The 16,214-nt window shown below is 68.8% G+C and carries 16 protein-coding genes; 13 read left to right on the top strand and 3 right to left on the bottom strand.

What is annotated here, in order from left to right; translation table 11 throughout:
* Positions 1-47: 47 nt before the first annotated feature.
* From J8N05_RS34955 to J8N05_RS34900, 12 genes are all read left to right on the top strand, one after another.
* The gene (locus J8N05_RS34955; RefSeq protein ID WP_210889792.1) at positions 48-1,298 is read left to right on the top strand and encodes a serine hydroxymethyltransferase; all 1,251 of its coding nucleotides are present in this window, start codon (positions 48-50) and stop codon (positions 1,296-1,298) included.
* A gap of 130 nt (positions 1,299-1,428) precedes the next feature.
* Positions 1,429-2,805, top strand: a complete 1,377-nt coding sequence (locus J8N05_RS34950; RefSeq protein WP_210889791.1) for an MraY family glycosyltransferase — start codon at positions 1,429-1,431, stop codon at positions 2,803-2,805.
* 297 nt (positions 2,806-3,102) lie between these two features.
* A complete protein-coding gene (locus tag J8N05_RS34945) occupies positions 3,103-3,540 on the top strand; it encodes a hypothetical protein (protein WP_210889790.1) in 438 nt (145 codons plus the stop codon).
* Positions 3,541-3,765: 225 nt separating this feature from the next.
* The gene (gene atpB / locus J8N05_RS34940; protein WP_210889789.1) at positions 3,766-4,587 is read left to right on the top strand and encodes a F0F1 ATP synthase subunit A; all 822 of its coding nucleotides are present in this window, start codon (positions 3,766-3,768) and stop codon (positions 4,585-4,587) included.
* Positions 4,588-4,660: 73 nt separating this feature from the next.
* Positions 4,661-4,897 (top strand): ATP synthase subunit c family protein, encoded by a 237-nt coding sequence (locus J8N05_RS34935; protein ID WP_067273352.1) that lies wholly within the window; start codon positions 4,661-4,663, stop codon positions 4,895-4,897.
* A gap of 44 nt (positions 4,898-4,941) precedes the next feature.
* Positions 4,942-5,496: a F0F1 ATP synthase subunit B gene (locus tag J8N05_RS34930; RefSeq protein WP_107021299.1), complete on the top strand. Its 555-nt coding sequence runs from the start codon at positions 4,942-4,944 to the stop codon at positions 5,494-5,496.
* Complete coding sequence (locus J8N05_RS34925; protein ID WP_210889788.1) at positions 5,493-6,308, top strand: F0F1 ATP synthase subunit delta; 816 nt, start codon at positions 5,493-5,495, stop codon at positions 6,306-6,308. The genes J8N05_RS34930 and J8N05_RS34925 overlap by 4 nt, the downstream gene beginning before the upstream one ends.
* A 190-nt stretch (positions 6,309-6,498) precedes the next feature.
* Entirely contained in the window at positions 6,499-8,091 is a 1,593-nt protein-coding gene (gene atpA / locus J8N05_RS34920; protein ID WP_107021297.1) for a F0F1 ATP synthase subunit alpha, read from the top strand.
* A gap of 20 nt (positions 8,092-8,111) precedes the next feature.
* Positions 8,112-9,029, top strand: a complete 918-nt coding sequence (locus tag J8N05_RS34915) for a F0F1 ATP synthase subunit gamma (RefSeq protein ID WP_107021296.1) — start codon at positions 8,112-8,114, stop codon at positions 9,027-9,029.
* Positions 9,029-10,465: a F0F1 ATP synthase subunit beta gene (gene atpD, locus J8N05_RS34910; RefSeq protein WP_210889787.1), complete on the top strand. Its 1,437-nt coding sequence runs from the start codon at positions 9,029-9,031 to the stop codon at positions 10,463-10,465. Before J8N05_RS34915 ends, atpD begins: the two co-directional genes overlap by 1 nt.
* Before the next feature lie 129 nt (positions 10,466-10,594).
* Positions 10,595-10,969 (top strand): F0F1 ATP synthase subunit epsilon, encoded by a 375-nt coding sequence (locus J8N05_RS34905; RefSeq protein ID WP_107021294.1) that lies wholly within the window; start codon positions 10,595-10,597, stop codon positions 10,967-10,969.
* 128 nt (positions 10,970-11,097) lie between these two features.
* The gene (locus tag J8N05_RS34900; protein WP_189773465.1) at positions 11,098-11,544 is read left to right on the top strand and encodes a DUF2550 domain-containing protein; all 447 of its coding nucleotides are present in this window, start codon (positions 11,098-11,100) and stop codon (positions 11,542-11,544) included.
* Positions 11,545-11,708: 164 nt separating this feature from the next.
* Here J8N05_RS34900 and J8N05_RS34895 read toward each other — a convergent pair whose 3' ends face one another.
* The 3 genes from J8N05_RS34895 to J8N05_RS34885 form a co-directional block, all read right to left on the bottom strand.
* Entirely contained in the window at positions 11,709-13,547 is a 1,839-nt protein-coding gene (locus J8N05_RS34895) for a glycoside hydrolase family 18 chitinase (protein ID WP_210889786.1), read from the bottom strand.
* A 105-nt stretch (positions 13,548-13,652) separates the two neighbouring features.
* Complete coding sequence (locus tag J8N05_RS34890) at positions 13,653-14,294, bottom strand: response regulator (protein ID WP_210889785.1); 642 nt, start codon at positions 14,292-14,294, stop codon at positions 13,653-13,655.
* Positions 14,291-15,508 carry a sensor histidine kinase gene (locus tag J8N05_RS34885; RefSeq protein WP_210889784.1) on the bottom strand — a complete coding sequence of 406 codons (1,218 nt, stop codon included), beginning with the start codon at positions 15,506-15,508 and terminating at the stop codon, positions 14,291-14,293. The genes J8N05_RS34890 and J8N05_RS34885 overlap by 4 nt, the downstream gene beginning before the upstream one ends.
* A gap of 151 nt (positions 15,509-15,659) precedes the next feature.
* On the opposite strand from J8N05_RS34885, the gene J8N05_RS34880 reads away from it, so the two are divergent.
* Positions 15,660-16,214 carry a hypothetical protein gene (locus J8N05_RS34880; protein WP_210889783.1) on the top strand — a complete coding sequence of 185 codons (555 nt, stop codon included), beginning with the start codon at positions 15,660-15,662 and terminating at the stop codon, positions 16,212-16,214.

Genomic DNA, 16,214 nt, shown 5'->3' with positions numbered 1-16,214 from the left:
TCCTACATTGGACATAGCGATCCCCCCGCCGAGGTCCGGAGTCAGCCATGCCGGTCACACACACGCTCGAAGGCCCGCCGTCCGTCGATGTGCTGGGCCGGCAGGATCCGGAGCTGGCCGAGATCCTCCTCGCGGAGCTGACGCGGCAGACCACGACGCTGCAGCTGATCGCCGCCGAGAACTTCACCTCGCCCGCCGTGCTGGCCGCGCTGGGCTCGCCGCTCGCCAACAAGTACGCCGAGGGATACCCCGGCGCCCGGCACCACGGCGGCTGCGAGCTGGTCGACGTCGCCGAGCGGATCGCCGTACAGCGCGCCACGGCCCTCTTCGGCGCCGAACACGCCAACGTGCAGTCCCACTCCGGGAGTTCGGCCGTGCTGGCCGCGTACGCCGCCCTGCTGCGTCCCGGGGACACCGTCCTCGCCATGGGCCTGCCGCACGGCGGGCACCTCACGCACGGGTCGCCCGCGAACTTCTCGGGCCGCTGGTTCGACTTCGTCGGCTACGGCGTCGACCCGGAGAGCGGGCTCATCGACCACGAGCAGGTCCGGGCGCTGGCCCGCACCCACCGGCCGAAGGCCATCGTGTGCGGATCCATCTCCTACCCCCGGCACATCGACTACGCGGCCTTCCGCGAGGTGGCGGACGAGGTCGGCGCGTATCTCATCGCCGACGCCGCCCACCCCATCGGCCTCGTCGCCGGGGGAGCGGCGCCCAGCCCGGTCCCGTACGCGGACGTCGTGTGCGCGACCACGCACAAGGTGCTGCGGGGGCCGCGCGGCGGGATGCTGCTGTGCGGGAGCGGACTGGCCGACCGGGTCGACCGGGCCGTCTTCCCCTTCACGCAGGGCGGCGCGCAGATGCACACCGTCGCCGCGAAGGCCGTCGCGTTCGGCGAGGCGGCAACACCGGCGTTCACGGCGTACGCCCATCAGGTGGTCGCGAACGCGCGGGTGCTGGCGCAGTGCCTGGCCGCCGAGGGGCTCGCGGTCGTCACCGGCGGCACCGACACCCATCTGCTGACCGTCGACCCGGCGCCGCTCGGCGTCGACGGCCGTACCGCCCGCGGCCGTCTCGCCGCCGCCGGAATGGTCCTCGACACCTGCGCGCTGCCCCGTCCCGACGTACGGGGGCTGCGCCTGGGCACGGCCGCCGTCACCACCCAGGGCATGGGCGAGGCGGAGATGGCCCGCGTCGCGGTGCTGTTCGGCACGGCGCTGCGGGACGAGTCCGCAGGCCGGCACGTACGTGAAGAAGTGCGGGACCTGACCGGGAGATTTCCCCCTTATCCCGGCTAGCGTGGGGTGGGTGGGCTTGGAGTGACAGCCACTCGTGCAACCATCGGCTCTACCCGGAAGTCCTCAACCGTATGCGCGCGAAGCTATGGTGTGGGGCTGAGATGGCCAGCGAGACCTGTGGGGAATGCCCGTGCGTGAATACCTCCTGACGCTCTGCATCACGGCCGCGGTGACGTACCTGCTGACCGGGCCGGTGCGGAAGTTCGCGATCGTGGCCGGAGCGATGCCGGAGATCCGGGCACGTGACGTGCACCGAGAACCCACCCCGCGCCTCGGCGGCATCGCGATGTTCTTCGGACTGTGCGCGGGCCTGCTGGTCGCGGACCATCTGACGAACCTCAGCGTGGTCTTCGAGAACTCCAACGAGCCGCGGGCCCTGCTGTCCGGCGCCGCCCTGATCTGGCTGATCGGCGTCCTGGACGACAAGTTCGAGATCGACGCGCTCATCAAGCTGGGCGCCCAGATGATCGCCGCGGGCGTCATGGTCATGCAGGGTCTGACGATCCTGTGGCTGCCCATCCCCGGTGTCGGCTCGGTCTCGCTGACCCAGTGGCAGGGCACTCTGCTGACGGTCGCGCTCGTCGTGATCACCATCAACGCCGTGAACTTCGCCGACGGCCTCGACGGCCTCGCCGCGGGCATGGTCTGCATCGCCGCCGCCGCGTTCTTCATGTACGGCTACCGCATCTGGTACGGGTACGGGCTGGAGTCCGCCGCCCCCGCCACGCTCTTCTCCGCGCTGCTGATGGGCATGTGTCTCGGTTTCCTGCCGCACAACATGCACCCCGCGCGGATCTTCATGGGCGACTCGGGCTCGATGCTCATCGGGCTCGTGCTGGCGGCCGGCGCCATCTCCATCACCGGGCAGGTCGACCCGGACGCGATGAACCTGTTCGCGGGGTCCGAGAAGGAGGCCGTGCACCAGACGGTGCCCGTCTACATCCCGCTGCTGCTGCCGCTGACGATCATCGCCGTGCCGGCGGCCGACCTGGTGCTCGCCATCGTGCGGCGCACCTGGCGGGGCCAGTCCCCGTTCGCCGCCGACCGCGGGCACCTGCACCACCGGCTGCTGGAGATCGGGCACTCGCACAGCCGGGCCGTGCTCATCATGTACTTCTGGTCGGCGCTGATCGCCTTCGGAGCCCTCGCCTACTCGGTGAACTCGGGCGCCATGTGGATCGTGCTCGGCATCATGGCGCTCAGCGCGGTGGGCCTGCTGCTGCTCCTGCTGCCGCGGTTCACGCCGCGTGCCCCGCGCTGGGCCGAGCAGTTCGTGCCGCCGCGCTACCGCCGCCGCAAGGCCGTGGACGTGCCCGCGGAGGGCGGCCCCGCGGTCGCGTACGACGAGGCCGGCGAGGACCTCGCGCACGGCGGGGACGAGGACGGGGAGCAGGACGGGGAACGCCGTACTCCGGTCGCTGTCGGTGTCTCAGGAGTCAACGGGGCGACCGCCGTCGGCGCCCGTTCGCGTCTGCTGGACGAGCGAGGGGCCGGGACGTCGCGCTGACGCCGGGTAAGAGTTTCGCAAGAGCCGTCCGATGGGCGGCTCTCCGAAAGCGCCCCAATACCAGACAAGTTGGTCGCTCGACTGCACAGACGTGCATGTTCACCCTCATGTGTGACACCGAGCACACCAACCAGGTAAAGACCTCATCAAATAGTTTGTGATACGGTTCACGAGAACCCAGGACAGAGCCGAAGGACCGCGATACGACGGTTCACCGGCGGTGAGGTTCTCTCGCTGTCCGGGACTACGCTCGTCCATGACGACACCTGCCCCCTTGAGCAAAGCGGAGTTGCCGCCATGCCCTCCAATGACGTCCGGATCCTTCTCCAGGCCGCTGTGCCCACGGCTGCCGTCGGCGCGATCGCCGCCGTCGTCAGTGGTGTGGTCGCGGGGGGCAAGGGGGCGGTCGGGGCGGTCGTGGCGACGCTGGTCGTGATCCTTTTCATGGGTGTCGGGCTGTACGTCCTGCAGCGCACCGCCAAATCGCTTCCGCACCTGTTCCAGGCGATGGGTCTGATGCTCTACACGGCACAGATTCTTCTGCTGTTCATCTTCGTCGCCGCGTTCAAGAACACGACGCTGTTCAACCCGAAGGCCTTCGCGATCTCGATCGTCGCCGCCACGCTCGCGTGGATCGGCGCGCAGGCGCGTGCCCAGATGAAAGCCAAGATCCTCTACGTCGAACCCGAGTCCTCGAAGGGCGACAGGCCCGAAAAGACAGGGCACTCGTCGTGAGGGGTAGGGCCGGGATAAGTGCTCGTGGAAGACCCTGCTATCGTCCGGTGCCAACTGCGGCATCGCGGGCGCGGGCATCTGAGCTGACGCCTGCTCAATCGCGAGGCTTGATGCCCCCCAGCCGCCCTCACATCCGTTACACCAGTCCAGTGCCGAACCGCGGCTGCGCGCCGCGCCGACACAACGAGGTTGCCGTACCTATGCGCCACGCTGAAGGAGCCCGCGGTGAGTGCTGACCCGACGCAGGTGCTCGCCTTCGAGACCGACTGCCACATCTTCGACGGCTGTGGATTCCCGGCCCCCGGCCTGCACTCGTTCCTGTTCGAGCCCCTCGTGGGCGATGCGGACAGCAGCGTCTATTTCAACAAGACGATGCTCCTGGCGCTGCTCGGCTCCGTCATCGTCATCGGCTTCTTCTGGGCCGCCTTCCGCAAGCCGAAGGTCGTCCCGGGCAAGCTGCAGATGGTCGCCGAGGCCGGATACGACTTCGTCCGGCGCGGCGTCGTCTACGAGACGATCGGAAAGAAGGAGGGCGAGAAGTACGTACCGCTGGTCGTCTCGCTGTTCTTCTTCATCTGGATGATGAACATCTGGTCGATCGTCCCGGTCGCCCAGTTCCCGGTCACGTCGATCATCTCGTACCCCGCGGTCCTCGCCGGGATCGTGTACGTCCTGTGGGTCTCGCTGACCTTCAAGCGGCACGGCTTCGTCGGTGCGTTCAAGAACTTCTCCGGCTACGACAAGTCGCTGGGCCCGGTTCTTCCGCTGGCCATGGGCATCGAGCTCCTCTCGAACCTGATCGTCCGGCCGTTCACGCACGCGGTGCGACTCTTCGCGAACATGTTCGCGGGCCACACCCTGCTGCTGCTGTTCACGATCGCCAGCTGGTACCTGCTCAACGGCATCGGGATCGCCTACGCGGGCGTCTCGTTCATCATGGTGATCGTCATGACGGCGTTCGAGCTGTTCATCCAGGCCCTGCAGGCTTATGTCTTCGTGCTTCTGACCTGCACCTTCATCCAGGGCGCGCTCGCCGAGCACCACTGAGTCACCCCCGTCAAACCCCCTAAACGTCCGGTGGTCAACCCCCGCCGGTCCGTACAGAGAAGGAAGAATCAGCATGGCTGCCACTGAGACCCTCGCCGCTGTCTCCGGCTCCCTCGGCTCCATCGGCTACGGCCTTGCCGCGATCGGCCCCGGCGTCGGCGTCGGCATCATCTTCGGTAACGGCACCCAGGCCCTTGCCCGTCAGCCCGAGGCTGCCGGCCTGATCCGTGCCAACCAGATTCTCGGCTTCGCCTTCTGTGAGGCGCTCGCCCTCATCGGTCTGGTCATGCCGTTCGTCTACGGCGTCTGACGTCGGATTCACGACAGACCGCCCACTAGACGAAAGGCACTGATATGAGCCAGCTGCTCACTGTCGCGGCCGAGGAGATGGAAAATCCCCTCATCCCGCCGATCCCCGAGCTGGTCATCGGCCTGATCGCCTTCGTCATCGTCTTCGGCTTCCTCGCCAAGAAGCTGCTCCCGAACATCAACAAGGTTCTGGAGCAGCGCCGCGAGGCCATCGAGGGCGGTATCGAGAAGGCCGAGGCCGCTCAGACCGAAGCCCAGAGCGTGCTGGAGCAGTACAAGGCCCAGCTCGCCGAGGCCCGGCACGAGGCCGCGCGTCTGCGCCAGGAGGCGCAGGAGCAGGGTGCCACGCTCATCGCCGAGATGCGCGCGGAAGGCCAGCGGCAGCGTGAGGAAATCATCGCCGCCGGTCACTCGCAGCTCGCCGCCGACCGCAAGGCCGCCGCGTCCGCGCTGCGCCAGGACGTGGGCCAGCTGGCCACCGAACTGGCCGGCAAGCTCGTCGGCGAGTCCCTTGAGGACCACGCCCGGCAGAGCCGCACGATCGACCGGTTCCTCGACGGTCTCGACGAGACCGCTTCGAAGGCCGAGGCCACGCGATGAACGGAGCGAGCCGCGACGCGCTGGCCACCGCACGTGAGCGTCTCGACGCGCTGACGGACTCCACGTCCGTCGACGCGGCGCAGCTCGCCGACGAGCTGGCCTCCGTCACCGCGCTGCTCGACCGTGAGGTGTCCCTGCGCCGGGTCCTCACCGACCCCGCGCAGGACGGCGAGGCCAAGGCCGCGCTGGCCGGGCGTCTCCTCAGCGGCCAGGTCAGCGGCACCACCGCCGACCTGGTGGCCGGTCTGGTGCGCTCCCGCTGGTCGCGCTCGCGCGACCTGGTCGACTCCGTCGAGGAGCTGGCCGACACCGCCGACCTCACGGCGGCGCAGCGGCTGGGCAGGCTCGACGACGTCGAGGACGAGCTGTTCCGGTTCGGCCGGATCGTCGCCTCGGACACCGGGCTGCGTGCCGCGCTCACCGACCGTGGCGCCACCGCCGCGGCCAAGGGCGAGCTGCTGCGCAGCCTGCTCGGCGGCCGGGCCGACGCCGTCACCGAGCGGCTGGTCACGCGCCTTGTGACCGCGCCCCGGGGACGTAGCCTGGAGTCGGGACTCGAATCCCTGTCCAAGCTCGCGGCCGACCGCCGAAGCCGCATGGTCGCCGTCGTCACCTCGGCGGTTCCGCTGAGCGACGTGCAGAAGCAGCGCCTCGGCGCCGCCCTCGCGAAGCTCTACGGCCACCCCATGCACCTGAACCTGGACGTGGACCCCGAGGTCCTCGGCGGGATCCGGGTGCAGGTCGGAGACGAGATCATCAACGGCTCCGTCGCGGACCGGCTGGAAGCAGTCAGCCGCCGCATGGCGAGCTAGCGGCAATTCAATACGCGTACACCAGAAGTACCCGGAAGTTCAGTACACCGCAGTCAGCACACCGCAGTACTTACGGCCCTGGTTGGGCCGTGCAGAGGATTCCTGGGGGCCCGCGGCGCAGCCGCTGAGGGAAAAAGCCCCAGACCCCCCAAGAAAACTTCGGGCCCAACAAGGAGAGCAGGGAACCCAGATGGCGGAGCTCACGATCCGGCCGGAGGAGATCCGGGACGCGCTGGAGAACTTTGTCCAGTCGTACAAGCCGGACGCGGCCTCGCGCGAGGAGGTCGGTACGGTCACCCTTGCCGGCGACGGCATCGCGAAGGTCGAGGGCCTGCCCTCGGCCATGGCCAACGAACTGCTGAAGTTCGAGAACGGCACCCTCGGTCTCGCGCTGAACCTGGAAGAGCGCGAGATCGGTGCGGTCGTCCTCGGTGAGTTCAGCGGTATCGAGGAGGGACAGCCGGTCACGCGTACCGGCGAGGTCCTGTCCGTGGCCGTCGGCGAGGGCTACCTCGGCCGCGTTGTCGACCCGCTCGGCGCCCCGATCGACGGTCTCGGCGAGATCGAGACGTCCGGACGCCGCGCGCTCGAACTGCAGGCACCGGGCGTCATGGCCCGTAAGTCGGTCCACGAGCCGATGGAGACCGGCTACAAGGCCGTCGACGCCATGACCCCGATCGGCCGTGGCCAGCGTCAGCTGGTCATCGGCGACCGTCAGACCGGCAAGACCGCGCTGGCCGTCGACACGATCATCAACCAGCGTGACAACTGGCGCACCGGCGACCCGAAGAAGCAGGTCCGCTGCGTCTACGTCGCCATCGGTCAGAAGGGCTCGACCATCGCCTCCGTGCGTGGCGCCCTCGAAGAGGCCGGCGCGCTGGAGTACACGACCATTGTCGCCGCCCCGGCGTCCGACCCGGCCGGCTTCAAGTACCTGGCGCCGTACACCGGCTCGGCCATCGGCCAGCAGTGGATGTACGAGGGCAAGCACGTCCTCATCATCTTCGACGACCTCTCGAAGCAGGCCGACGCCTACCGCGCCGTGTCCCTGCTGCTCCGCCGTCCGCCGGGGCGCGAGGCCTACCCCGGTGACGTCTTCTACCTGCACTCCCGTCTCCTTGAGCGCTGCGCGAAGCTCTCGGACGAGCTGGGCGCGGGCTCGATGACCGGTCTGCCGATCGTCGAGACGAAGGCCAACGACGTCTCGGCGTTCATCCCGACCAACGTCATCTCCATCACCGACGGCCAGTGCTTCCTGGAGTCGGACCTCTTCAACGCCGGTCAGCGCCCCGCGCTGAACGTCGGTATCTCCGTCTCCCGAGTCGGTGGTTCCGCGCAGCACAAGGCGATGAAGCAGGTCTCCGGCCGACTGCGCGTGGACCTCGCCCAGTTCCGTGAGCTGGAGGCGTTCGCCGCCTTCGGTTCCGACCTGGACGCCGCGTCGAAGTCGCAGCTGGACCGCGGTCAGCGGATGGTCGAGCTGCTCAAGCAGGCTCAGTACCAGCCGATGGCCACCGAGGACCAGGTCGTCTCCGTGTGGGCGGGCACCACCGGCAAGATGGACGAGGTCCCGGTCGCCGACATCCGCCGCTTCGAGAAGGAGCTGCTTGAGTACCTGCACCGCAAAGAGCAGGGCCTCATGACCTCCATCAAGGAGGGCGGCAAGATGTCGGACGACACCCTGCAGGCCATCGCCGACGCGATCGCGGACTTCAAGAAGCAGTTCGAGACGTCGGACGGCAAGCTGCTCGGCGAGGACACCCCTGCCGCTGCGGGCAAGTGACGACGGAAGGGACCTGACTCATGGGAGCCCAGCTCCGGGTCTACAAGCGTCGCATCAAATCCGTCACCGCGACCAAGAAGATCACCAAGGCGATGGAGATGATCGCCGCCTCGCGTGTCGTCAAGGCGCAGCGCAAGGTACGGGCCTCCACGCCGTACGCGACCGAGCTCACCCGCGCGGTCACGGCGGTCGGGACCGGTTCGAACACCAAGCACCCGCTGACCACGGAGGCCGAGACGGCCACCCGTGCCGCGGTGCTGCTCCTCACGAGCGACCGCGGGCTGGCCGGCGCCTTCAACTCCAACGCCATCAAGGCGGCGGAGCAGCTGACCGCCCGTCTGGTGGCCGAGGGCAAGGAGGTCGACACGTACATCGTCGGCCGCCGCGGTCTCGCCCACTACAACTTCCGTGAGCGCAAGGTCTCGGAATCGTGGGCGGGCTTCACCGACGAGCCCTCGTACGCGGACGCGAAGAACGTCGCCGTTCCGCTGATCGAGGCCATCGAGAAGGAGACGGCGGAGGGCGGCGTGGACGAGATCCACATCGTCTACACCGAGTTCGTCTCGATGATGACGCAGACGGCGGTGGACAGCCGTCTGCTGCCGCTCAGCCTCGAAGAGGTCGCGGAGGAGTCGTCCAGCAAGGACGAGATCCTTCCGCTCTACGACTTCGAGCCGTCGGCGGAGGACGTCCTGGACGCCCTTCTGCCGCGGTACGTCGAGAGCCGTATCTACAACGCGCTGCTCCAGTCGGCTGCCTCCAAGCACGCCGCCACCCGCCGCGCGATGAAGTCGGCGACCGACAACGCGGGAGACCTGATCACTTCACTCTCCCGACTTGCCAACGCGGCCCGCCAGGCCGAAATCACCCAGGAAATCAGCGAGATCGTCGGTGGCACCGCAGCGCTGGCCGACGCGACCGCGGGGAGTGACAGGTAATGACGACGACAGTTGAGACGGCCGTTGCCACGGGCCGCGTCGCCCGGGTCATCGGCCCGGTCGTCGACGTGGAATTCCCCGTCGACGCCATGCCGGAGATCTACAACGCCCTTCACGTCGAGGTGGCCGACCCGGCCAACGCCGGCGAGAAGAAGACGCTGACCCTTGAGGTCGCCCAGCACCTGGGTGACGGTCTGGTCCGCACCATCTCCATGCAGCCCACCGACGGTCTGGTCCGCCAGGCCGCGGTGACCGACACGGGCACGGGCATCTCCGTCCCGGTCGGTGACTTCACCAAGGGCAAGGTGTTCAACACCCTCGGCGAGGTTCTGAACTCCGACGAGGCGTACGACGGCGACCGGTGGAGCATCCACCGCAAGGCCCCCGCGTTCGACCAGCTTGAGTCGAAGACCGAGATGTTCGAGACGGGCCTGAAGGTCGTCGACCTGCTGACCCCGTACGTCAAGGGCGGCAAGATCGGTCTGTTCGGTGGTGCCGGTGTCGGCAAGACCGTGCTGATCCAGGAAATGATCATGCGTGTCGCCAACCTCCACGAGGGCGTCTCCGTCTTCGCGGGCGTCGGTGAGCGCACCCGTGAGGGCAACGACCTCATCGCGGAGATGGAAGAGAGCGGTGTTCTCGACAAGACCGCTCTCGTCTTCGGCCAGATGGACGAGCCCCCGGGCACGCGTCTGCGCGTGGCGCTGGCCGGTCTGACCATGGCGGAGTACTTCCGCGATGTGCAGAAGCAGGACGTGCTGTTCTTCATCGACAACATCTTCCGCTTCACGCAGGCCGGTTCCGAGGTCTCCACCCTGCTCGGCCGTATGCCGTCCGCGGTGGGTTACCAGCCGAACCTGGCCGACGAGATGGGTCAGCTGCAGGAGCGCATCACCTCGACGCGTGGTCACTCGATCACGTCGATGCAGGCGATCTACGTCCCCGCGGACGACCTGACCGACCCGGCCCCGGCCACCACGTTCGCCCACCTCGACGCGACGACGGTGCTCTCCCGTCCGATCTCCGAGAAGGGCATCTACCCGGCCGTGGACCCGCTGGACTCCACGTCCCGCATCCTGGACCCGCGCTACATCGCGCAGGACCACTACGACGCCGCCATGCGCGTCAAGACGGTCCTGCAGAAGTACAAGGACCTCCAGGACATCATCGCGATCCTCGGTATCGACGAACTGGGCGAGGAGGACAAGCTCGTCGTCCACCGCGCCCGTCGTGTGGAGCGCTTCCTGTCCCAGAACACCCACGCCGCCAAGCAGTTCACCGGTGTGGACGGGTCGGACGTTCCGCTGGAGGAGTCGATCTCGGCGTTCAACTCGATCATCGACGGGGAGTACGACCACTTCCCGGAGCAGGCGTTCTTCATGTGCGGTGGCATCGAGGACCTCAAGGCCAACGCCAAGGAACTCGGCGTTTCCTGAACCTCGCGTTCTGAGTGAGGGGGGCGGGGCCGTGCCTCGCGGGGCGGGTCCCGCCCCTCTCACTACGCCCATTAGACTTTGACCCAACACCCGGCAGCGAACGCCGGGTGGTGACCCGAGGAGCCCACCTTGGCTGCTGAGCTGCATGTCGAGCTCGTCGCCGCGGACCGCAGTGTCTGGTCCGGCGAGGCCACCCTGGTCGTCGCGCGTACCACGTCCGGCGACATCGGCGTCATGCCCGGTCACCAGCCGCTGCTCGGTGTGCTGGAGTCGGGCCCGGTGACCATCCGTACGAGTGATGGTGGAACGGTCGTCGCCGCGGTGCACGGCGGTTTCATCTCTTTCGCGGACAACAAGCTGTCCCTGCTGGCCGAGATCGCCGAGCTGTCGGACGAGATCGACGTCCAGCGTGCGGAGCGGGCGTTCGAGCGCGCGAAGTCGGACGCCGACGCGTCCGCCGAGCGTCGTGCGGACGTACGACTGCGGGCGGTGTCTGCGCACTGAGACCAGCGCGCAGAAGGAAGTGACTCAGCCGCGGCCAGGACCGGAGCTTTTCCGGACCGGGTCGCGGCTGAGGCGATGCGGGTGCTTTTTTCCTTTCCGTTACCTAGGAGACGAGGAGGTCGGTGTCGATGGTCCTCGCTCTGACTGTGGTCGGGTCGGTAGTACTGCTGGTGGCCCTCGGACTCTTCGTCTTCGGCCTGCGTCGCAGAGTGATCCAGCGTTCGGGCGGCACCTTCGACTGCAGCCTGCGGTGGGACGTCCCGGAGAAGACCGACACGAGCGGCAAGGGCTGGGGCTACGGCATCGCCCGCTACAGCGGTGACCGGATCGAGTGGTTCCGAGTCTTCTCGTACGCGCTTCGGCCGCGGCGGGTTCTCGAACGCTCGGCGATCGAGGTCGCGGGGCGGCGGGCGCCGGAGGGGGAGGAAGAGCTTGCGTTGCTGTCCGACGCGATCATCTTGACCTGCGTCCATCGTGGGACGCGGCTTGAACTCGCCATGAGCGAGGATGCGCTGACCGGGTTCTTGGCTTGGCTGGAAGCCGCGCCGCCCGGGCAGCGGGTGAATGTGGCTTAACCATTCACTCGCTGCCCGGGCGGTTCTGGCTTACGCCGCGGGGGCCGGTGGGTGTCTGCGGGTCCGTCGTGGCTGGTCGCGCAGTTCCCCGCGCCCCTTACGGGGCCTGCAGTTCCTGCAGCCCTTACGGGGGGGCGCAGTTTCCCGCGCCCCCTACGGGGCTGTTAGTTGAGGCCGTTGTTGATGGCTGTCACCAGTTCGCCGTTCGTGGTGTCGCCGCTGAATTCCCAGAAGAAGGCGCCGCCCAGGCCCTGGTTCTTGGCCCAGGTCATCTTGGAGCCGATGGTGGCCGGGGTGTCGTAGCTCCACCAGTTGTTGCCGCAGTAGGCGTAGGCGGTGCCGGCGATCGTGCCGGTGGCGGGGCAGGAGGTCTTGAGGATCTTGTAGTCCTCGATGCCCGCCTCGTACGTGCCGGGTGCCGCGCCGGTCGCCGAACCGCCGGGGGCGGCCTGGGTGACGCCGGTCCAGCCGCGTCCGTAGAAGCCGATGCCGAGCAGCAGCTTCTTGGACGCCACGCCCTTGCTCTTGAGCTTGGCGATGGCGTCGGCCGAGTTGAAGCCGGCCGTCGGGATGCCGCTGTACGAGGTCAGCGGCGAGTGCGGGGCGGTCGGGCCCTGCGCGTTGAAGGCGCCGAAGTAGTCGTACGTCATCACGTTGTACCAGTCGAGGTACTGCGAGGCGCCGCCGTAGTCGGCGGCGTCGATCTTGCCGCCGGAGGAGCCGTCCGCGGTGATGGCGGCGGTGACCAGGTAGTTGGAGCCGAACTCGGTCCGCAGCGCCTGGGTGAGGGTCTTGAAGGAGCTGAAGCCGGACGTGTCGCAGGTCAGGCCGCAGGCGTTCGGGTACTCCCAGTCGATGTCGATGCCGTCGAAGACGTCGGCCCAGCGCGGGTCCTCGACGAGGGCCTTGCAGGAGGCGGCGAACGCGGCCGGGTTGGCGGCGGCCTCACCGAAGCCGCCCGAGTAGGTCCAGCCGCCGAACGACCACAGCACCTTGATGTTCGGGTACTTGGCCTTCAGCTGGCGCAGCTGGTTGAAGTTGCCGCGCAGCGGCTGGTCCCAGGTGTCGGCGGTGCCGCTGACGGACTGGTCGGCGGTGTACGCCTTGTCGGTGGCCGCATAGGAGTCGTCGAGGGTGCACTTGCCGCCCTTGACGTTGCCGAACGCGTAGTTGATGTGCGTGATCTTCGACGCGGAGCCGGAGCTGACCAGGTTCTTCACGTGGTAGTTGCGCCCGTAGACGCCCCACTCGGTGAAGTAGCCGAGCTTGACCTTGTCGCCGGTGGGCGGCGGGTCGGTGGTGCCGCCGGTGGTGTGCACGGCGGTCGCGCCGCTGACCGGACCGGTCTGGTCGGCCGTGTCACGCGCCTGCACGGTGTACGAGTAGTCGGTGCCGGCGGTGAGACCGGTGTCGCTGTACGAGGTCCCGGTCACCGTGGCGACCTTGGCGCCGTCGCGCAGGACGTCGTAGTTCTTGATGCCCTTGTCGTCGGTGGCCGCGCTCCAGGCCAGCTTCACCGAGGTGTTGGTGATGTCGGAGGCGGTCGGCTTGCCCGGGGCGGAGGGTGCGCTGTCGCCGGGGACCGTCGGTCCGCCGTCACAACTGCCGCCGTTGAGCTTGCAGTTGGACGGGGAGCCGGCGCCCGCGCCGTTGAAGCCGAAGGAGAGGGAGGCGCCCGGTGCGAGGGTGCCGTTCCAGGACTTGTTCTTGGCGGTCCAGTGGGTGCCCGAGCTGGTGACGTCGGCGTCCCAGGCGGAGGTGACCGAGGTGCCCGAGGGGAAGTCCCATTCGACGGTCCAGGAGCTGAGGGCCGTGGTACCGGTGTTCTTGACGGTCCACTTGCCCTCGAAGCCGGTGCCCCAGTCCTGGGTCTTGGCGTAGGTGGCGGTCGCCGACGTGGCGGCGGAGGCGGGGCTCGCGAGCCCGACCAGGGCGGCGAACGGCAGCAGCAGGGTGGTGAACCCCGCTATGGCTCTGTGACCGAGTCTGCGTCTGAGGCGCATCCGCGTCTCCTTGGGGGAGTTTTATGAGGTGCGCAGGACAATAGAAAGGTCTGGACCATAGGTCAATAGGTCCAGACCACTGTTGGGGTGCGGTGCGACTACTTGTTACACGCCCAACTCCTGGGCCAGTACGGCCGCCTGCACCCGGCTGCGCAGCTCCAGCTTGCCCAGGAGGCGGCTGACGTGCGTCTTCACCGTCGCCTCCGCCATGTCGAGGCGTACCCCGATCTCCGCGTTCGACAGGCCCTCGCCCAGGCAGGAGAGGACCTCCCGTTCGCGCCGGGTCAGCGCGTCCAGGACCGACGGGTCCGCCGACGGTTCGCGGACGGGGCGGGCGGCGAACTCGGCGATCAGCCGGCGGGTGACCGCGGGGGAGATCAGTCCCTCGCCGCCCGCCACCGTGCGGACCGCCTCGATGAGTGTGCGGGCCTCGGTGTTCTTCAGCAGGAATCCGGCGGCGCCCGCGCGCAGCGCGCCGAACACGTACGCGTCCAGGTCGAACGTGGTCAGTACGAGGACGTCGGCGAGGCCCTCCCCGACGACCTGGCGGGTGGCGGCGACACCGTCCAGGCGGGGCATCTGGACGTCCATCAGGACCAGGTCGGGACGGAGTTCCCTGGCCATGGCCACCGCCTGCTCGCCGTCCGCGGCCTCGCCGACCACCTCGATATCGGGGGCGCTGCCCAGGATGAGGACGAGACCGGCGCGTACGGCGGACTGGTCCTCGGCGACGAGCACACGGATCATGCGGTTTCTCCTTCGGTGATCGGGAGGGTGGCGCGGACCGTCCAGGTTCCGCCGCCCGGTGTGTTCTGCGGGGCGGTACCCGTTTCCTCGATCCCGGGTCCCGCCTCGAACGTGCCGTGCAGCAGGGCGACCCGTTCGCGCATGCCGATCAGGCCCGCGCCCGAACCGGGGGCGCGCGGGCCGTCGCGCCGGACCTCGCCGAAAGGGCTGGTCACCCGTACGTCCAGGGCGTGGTCGCGCTGGACGAGGGAGACGGTGACCCGGCCGGGGGAGGCGTGCTTGAGGGCGTTGGTCAGGGATTCCTGCACGATGCGGTAGGCGGCCAGTTCGACCGGGGCCGGGAGCGCGGTGCGGGCGCAGTCGAGGACGACGTCCAGGCCGTTGCCGCGGGCGTGCTCCACCAGGGAGGCGAGGCCGTCCAGGGTGGGCGCGGCGGCCGGTTCGGTGTCCCCGCTGCTGTCGCGCAGGATGCCGATGAGACGGCGCATCTCGGCGAGCCCCTCGACACTGTTCTCGCGGATCACGCCGAGCGCCTGCTTCGAGGTGTCCGGGTCGTCGAGGGAGAGCGCGGCCGTGGAGTGGATGGCGATCGCCGACAGGTGGTTGGCCACCATGTCGTGCAACTCCCTGGCCATCCGGGCGCGTTCGGCGGTGACGGCCTGGACGCGGTCGATCTCGGCGAGCAGGGCGGTCTGCTCGGCGCGCAGCCGGGCGGACTCGGCGGCGTCGCGGTGGTTGCGGACCACCCAGCCGGTGGCGCCGGGCGTGAACGCCACGATCCCGATGACCGCGCCGATCAGCAGCGCCTCCGGGGCCCGCCAGACGGCGAGCGGCACCACCGTGCCGAGCACCGTGAGCGCCCCGCTGATCCACAGGACGCGGCGGGCGGTGGCGGGCGGGCCGTACAGGACGGCCGCGTACACGAGGTCCGTGAACATCACGACCGTCGCCAGGCTGCCCTGCGTGATGGTGTCCACGGTCAGTGCGGCGACGCCGACCAGCAGGCCCGTGCGCGGGTGGGTCCGGCGCAGCAGCTCGCAGCCCGCCACCGCGGCGAGCGGCAGCAGGATCGGCCAGCGGCCCGACCAGAGCACGATCGGGTCGGCGGCCGGGCGGGTACCGAGGCCGACGGCCCACAGGAGGAGTCCGCCGAGCAGTCCCGCCAGCGCGATGCGCACGTCGTCGCGGTGCGGGCGCGGGAATCGGAGGGCCATGACTCCATCCAACACGGCGGGTCCGCTCGTCGCCTGATGCCGCAGGACGGTCCGCCGGTACATCGAAGGATGCAGTACGACTTCGTCACTGCCGACGACGATCGAGGACGCCGCACGCGGAAGCCTTGAAGGTGACCGAGAGGAGTTCGTCGTGATCGTCACACTGATCGTCGTGTGCGAGGTCGGCTTCTGGGTGCTGCTGGCCGGGGGGCTCGCCTTCCGTTACCTGCTGAAGATGCCCCGCACCGGGCTGGCGCTGCTGCTGTGCGAGCCGCTGCTTGAGGTCGTGCTGCTGGTGGTCACCGCGCTGGACCTCAAGGCCGGGGCCGAGCCGAACTGGACGCACGGGCTGGCCGCGCTGTACATCGGCTACACCGTCGGGCACGGGCACCGGACCGTGGCGTGGCTCGACGGGCATGCGGCGCATCGGCTCGGCGGTGCGCCTCGGCCGGCGGGGCCGCCGCGATACGGGATGGCTCGTGCGCGGCATGAAGGGCGGGTGTGGGTCGGGACCGTGGTGGGGGCTGCCGTCGCCACGGCTCTGCTGCAGATCGCGATCTGGTACGTCGGTGATCCGGGGCGGGTGTCTTCGCTGGAGAGCTGGCGGTATGTGGCTTGGCGGGCCGCCGGGATCCACGGGGTGATCGCGTTGACGTATCTGGTGTTTCCGAAGAAGGTGCCTGCGGCGGGCCTGACGAAGGAGTGA

Source organism: Streptomyces liliiviolaceus (assembly GCF_018070025.1).
Classification (GTDB): domain Bacteria; phylum Actinomycetota; class Actinomycetes; order Streptomycetales; family Streptomycetaceae; genus Streptomyces; species Streptomyces liliiviolaceus.
This window is presented reverse-complemented; position numbering and strand designations above follow the sequence as displayed.

What these genes read in the sequence shown, in the direction of transcription:
- J8N05_RS34955 (WP_210889792.1), top strand. Translation starts at nt 48, where the DNA reads ATGCCGGTCACACACACGCTCGAAGGCCCGCCGTCCGTCGATGTGCTG.
- J8N05_RS34945 (WP_210889790.1), top strand. Translation starts at nt 3,103, where the DNA reads ATGCCCTCCAATGACGTCCGGATCCTTCTCCAGGCCGCTGTGCCCACG.
- J8N05_RS34935 (WP_067273352.1), top strand. Translation starts at nt 4,661, where the DNA reads ATGGCTGCCACTGAGACCCTCGCCGCTGTCTCCGGCTCCCTCGGCTCC.
- J8N05_RS34930 (WP_107021299.1), top strand. Translation starts at nt 4,942, where the DNA reads ATGAGCCAGCTGCTCACTGTCGCGGCCGAGGAGATGGAAAATCCCCTC.
- J8N05_RS34925 (WP_210889788.1), top strand. Translation starts at nt 5,493, where the DNA reads ATGAACGGAGCGAGCCGCGACGCGCTGGCCACCGCACGTGAGCGTCTC.
- atpA (WP_107021297.1), top strand. Translation starts at nt 6,499, where the DNA reads ATGGCGGAGCTCACGATCCGGCCGGAGGAGATCCGGGACGCGCTGGAG.
- J8N05_RS34915 (WP_107021296.1), top strand. Translation starts at nt 8,112, where the DNA reads ATGGGAGCCCAGCTCCGGGTCTACAAGCGTCGCATCAAATCCGTCACC.
- atpD (WP_210889787.1), top strand. Translation starts at nt 9,029, where the DNA reads ATGACGACGACAGTTGAGACGGCCGTTGCCACGGGCCGCGTCGCCCGG.
- J8N05_RS34900 (WP_189773465.1), top strand. Translation starts at nt 11,098, where the DNA reads ATGGTCCTCGCTCTGACTGTGGTCGGGTCGGTAGTACTGCTGGTGGCC.
- J8N05_RS34895 (WP_210889786.1), bottom strand. Translation starts at nt 13,547, where the DNA reads ATGCGCCTCAGACGCAGACTCGGTCACAGAGCCATAGCGGGGTTCACC.
- J8N05_RS34890 (WP_210889785.1), bottom strand. Translation starts at nt 14,294, where the DNA reads ATGATCCGTGTGCTCGTCGCCGAGGACCAGTCCGCCGTACGCGCCGGT.
- J8N05_RS34885 (WP_210889784.1), bottom strand. Translation starts at nt 15,508, where the DNA reads ATGGCCCTCCGATTCCCGCGCCCGCACCGCGACGACGTGCGCATCGCG.